Origin of the sequence: Clostridium oryzae (genome assembly GCF_002029235.1) — a bacterium.
Lineage (GTDB): Bacteria > Bacillota > Clostridia > Clostridiales > Clostridiaceae > Clostridium_AE > Clostridium_AE oryzae.
This window is the reverse complement of sequence record NZ_MZGV01000132.1, coordinates 1-3946: the sequence shown is the minus strand read 5'-3', so window position 1 is coordinate 3946 and position 3946 is coordinate 1. Positions and strand designations below refer to the sequence as shown.

Annotated in this window: 5 protein-coding genes; all 5 read right to left on the bottom strand. The window is 30.2% G+C overall.

Features of this window, described 5'->3' with window-relative positions; genetic code table 11:
- Positions 1 to 52: 52 nt before the first annotated feature.
- The 5 genes from CLORY_RS22535 to CLORY_RS22515 all read right to left on the bottom strand — a co-directional run bounded on the left by CLORY_RS22535 (position 53) and on the right by CLORY_RS22515 (position 3864).
- Positions 53 to 892, bottom strand: coding sequence for a DegV family protein (locus tag CLORY_RS22535; RefSeq protein WP_079428797.1), 840 nt, complete (start codon positions 890 to 892; stop codon positions 53 to 55).
- A 13-nt stretch (positions 893 to 905) separates the two neighbouring features.
- Positions 906 to 1373 (bottom strand): tRNA (uridine(34)/cytosine(34)/5-carboxymethylaminomethyluridine(34)-2'-O)-methyltransferase TrmL, encoded by a 468-nt coding sequence (trmL, locus tag CLORY_RS22530; protein WP_079428795.1) that lies wholly within the window; start codon positions 1371 to 1373, stop codon positions 906 to 908.
- A 122-nt stretch (positions 1374 to 1495) separates the two neighbouring features.
- Entirely contained in the window at positions 1496 to 2323 is an 828-nt protein-coding gene (locus CLORY_RS22525) for a Cof-type HAD-IIB family hydrolase (RefSeq protein WP_242954493.1), read from the bottom strand.
- A 54-nt stretch (positions 2324 to 2377) separates the two neighbouring features.
- Positions 2378 to 3406: an N-acetylmuramoyl-L-alanine amidase family protein gene (locus CLORY_RS22520; RefSeq protein WP_079428791.1), complete on the bottom strand. Its 1029-nt coding sequence runs from the start codon at positions 3404 to 3406 to the stop codon at positions 2378 to 2380.
- A 281-nt stretch (positions 3407 to 3687) separates the two neighbouring features.
- On the bottom strand, positions 3688 to 3864 hold the full coding sequence (locus tag CLORY_RS22515; RefSeq protein ID WP_169911732.1) for a Spo0E family sporulation regulatory protein-aspartic acid phosphatase: 177 nt from the start codon (positions 3862 to 3864) through the stop codon (positions 3688 to 3690).
- Positions 3865 to 3946: the final 82 nt, after the last annotated feature.

The window sequence follows — 3946 nt, the reverse complement described above, 5'->3', positions numbered from 1 at the left end:
GGTATAGTTACCTATACCCATATTTTTATAATATAAAATATAATTGCGTTAATTAATAATTTTCAATAAAAAATATTCCACAAGCTCCAGGGCCAGCATGAACACCTACTGTACACCCAACTTCACACTCTATATAGTCCATATTTTCTTCAACAATGTTTTCTCTCAATGTTGCAAGTATATCTTTATTACGAACATGTAATAAGGATATTGGCTCATTAGCCTTAATTCCAGTGTTATTTACATACTCTAATATATTTCTAACGGCCTTTTTACTACCCCTTACTTTATCCTTAACAGACATTTCTCCATCTTTAACTTCCAGGATTAACTTTATGCCCAAAATGTTACCGATAGTTCCAGCTGTTTTAGAAAGCCTTCCTCCTTTTACAAGAAAATCAAGGGTTTCAAATGCAAGTGCACTTTTCACATGAGGGATTGCTTTTAATATCTCGTTATATATATTCTCTATAGTCATCCCTTGTTGCTTAAGACGACAAGCCTTAAGAACCAATAAACCAAGTCCTGCTGTTACATTAAAACTATCTATATTATATATATGTTCTGTTTCAAGCATTTCTTTAGCCAAACAAGATGAATGATATGTACCACTCATTTTAGATGATATATGAATAGATATTATTTTATAACCCTGATTCAGATATTTCTTATAAATATCATAAAATCTCTGTGGTACTATTTGCGCAGTTCCTGGAAATTTATCTCCTTTTTCTATTCTTGCTATCAATTCATCCAATTTTATCTCTTCACCATCAAGATAACTCTCATCTCCAAAAGTAATATATAATGGAATGACTTCTATATCGTATTTCTTTACTAGCTCAGGAGGTATGTCACAGGTACTGTCGGTTATTATTTTAATTTTGTCCATATCGCTTCTCCTTCTACTTCATATTAGGAAAATCTAATTGTCTTAATGCTTCATAGGCAACAACAGCTACCGTGTTTGAAAGATTAAGAGAACGAGTACTAGTAGAAAGCATTGGAACTCTTATAAGATTCTCTTTGTTTTCTTCTCTAATATAATCAGGAAGACCACAGCTTTCTCTTCCGAAAACTATAAAATCATTTTCTTTAAATTTTACATCGGTATAATTTTTTTTGCCCTTTGTCGTTGAAAAGTAAAAAGTACCATCCTTATACTTTTCTCTAAGTTCTTCATAAGATTCATACACCTGAAGTTTAAGATAAGGCCAATAGTCCAATCCAGCTCTGCGTACTTGTTTTTCATCAAGACTAAATCCAAGTGGTTTTATCAGATGCAACTCGCAATCTGTAAGAACGCATGTCCTAGCAATATTGCCCGTATTCTGTGGTATTTCAGGTTGAAATAGTACTATATTTAAATTCAATTTCACACCTCTATTCTAAAATAGTAAATATATTTTAATGCAATTCAACTATATAAATACTACATTATAATAGCTTAAGTGTAAAGATTAGCAGTATTGATATATATCAATACTGCTAATCTTTACTTTGATAATATAAATTTATTTATAACTTCTGCTATACCATCTTCATCATTCGAGGAGGTGATATAATCAGCCTGCTTTTTCACTGTCTCTTCTCCATTTTCCATACATACACCAAGTCCAGCATACTTTATCATTGACAAATCATTTTCATTGTCGCCGACGCAGATGACCTCATCTGCTGAAAGTCCCAAGAACTCTGCCATTTTTTTTGCACCACTTCCCTTTGAAACTCCGCTTTTCATAATTTCAAAGTTATTGATGTAGGAGCTCACAACTTCAAGTTCTTCTAATTCTAAAAGCTCTTTCTTAGCTTTCCTAACTTTATCTATATCATCATCTATGGCTATACATTTAACTATATTATTCTCATATTCATTAAACAGCCTATCCCAATCTTCACATATTACTATGCTAATCTTTTTATCATCATCAGCTGTTTTGTTAAATTTATCGTAAGCCATATAATGCTTATTATATCCTCCAGTAAATATCGCCTCAGGGGTATGAAAGTTTGGTATAATCTCATATTTTAGCAATACATCTAATATTAATTTGCATCTTTTCTTGCCCAATATTTCCTTATATATCACTGCTTTGCTCTTTGCATCTTTTATAAAAGCTCCATTAGCTGATATAATTGGTGCCTCGATTCCCAATAATGCAGCATACTGATAAGCTGATACAAATGGCCTGCCAGTACATATTGCAACATGTGCACCTGCTTCCCTAGCTTCTTTTATCGCTTCTTTAGTCTTTGGTGTCACTTCCTTATTGCTGTTCAGTAAAGTTCCATCCATATCAAGACATATTAGTTTATATTTCATTTTTCTTCCTCCCGTCATGCAAACAGTAACTTACATCAATGTGCTTTATATAAGTTACCTTTCTAAGTAGTCCATAATTCCTTTTTCAATATACCCAACAAGATTATTAACGATTTTACTGTCATTTAATCTTTTCACATCACCAGAATTACTTGAAAATCCGCATTCTATAAGTACTGATGGTTTTGAATTGAATTTCAGTACATAATAATTATTTCCATATAAAGCTCCTCTATTCTTCCAAGTATCATTAGCTCCAATATTATCATCTATGTCCGTAGCTAATACACGTGCCTTTTCTGTTAAATTATTTTTATAATAATAATGTACTGTTATTCCTTTATAGGCTGTCGAAGCCTCATCTGAATCTATATGAATCGATACAAATGCTTTGGCATCACTCTCTTTGGATATTTTCACCCTATCATCTAAAGATAAAAAATCATCTTGATTTCTTGTCATAACAACTTTGCAGCCCTGATACACCAATTTTTCTTCTAATTTCTTACATATTTCAAGTGTTTTATCCTTCTCTACAAACGATTGATCTGATGCTTTAGTTCCAGGATCTTTTCCACCATGACCCGCATCCAACACTATCTCATCCTTGAACGGATTATTATTTTTACTTATAAGAATAACTATATTATTGTCATCAAAATGCTTGTACACAAAATTATTTTCGGAATTTATCTTTTTTATAATCAGTTTATTTCCTGAAATGTCCTTAGAAAATTTTAAATATTTATCAAGCACTTTATCACTGGACGAGTTTATTAATAGCTTATCAGTCCTATCAATGGTAAGCTTTATTTCCTTATTAGTTTGTTCACTATCAATGAAATTTTCCGCATCCTTCAGTTTAACAACAAATCTTATAAAATTTTCGTTTTCATCAATCTTAATATTTCCGTTTTTGCTTCTATCATAATTAACTGAAACAGCATATTTACTTTTCTTATTTACTAATTTCCCTATTGTCTTCGCTGCATAAACAGTTACTTTCACAATGAATAATATTATTAGAAGTAAAGTCATATTAGCAATTACAAATCTCTTCTTATTTTTTATTCTAACCGCCATTTTTTATTCACTTTCTTTAATCGTTAAAATTGGTAAATATATTATTAATTTTATCATATACTATCTCATATTAAAAGAAACTTTTATTATGTTATTCATATTAATATGTAGAAATATCTGAATGTTCTATAAAAAGGTATGTAGAAATAAGAATTAGTTGCTATCTAATGTCAGAATTGTGCCCCTATTGCCAATTTTCGTACTTTAGGTAATTGAGCACTGCATATTTCAGATATGAATGAATATAAACTTATAGTTTATAGCATTTCAATACTATTCTACTAATTTAACATCTTCTCTTTCCTGTTTTGCTTCATATATTCAACGATTAGTTCATCTAAGCATCTACTTACAATAAGTTTCTCATTATCATTTTCAACGTCATCAATGGTAACACAGATATCATTAAGTATATCTCTTAAATTCTCTATTAAGCAATCCAAATTATGTCTTTTCATATTTTTACAACATAAAATATTTTTACTCATGAAAATTCTCCTTATTATTTATTAAAATGTAACACAAGATATAATTTTACAT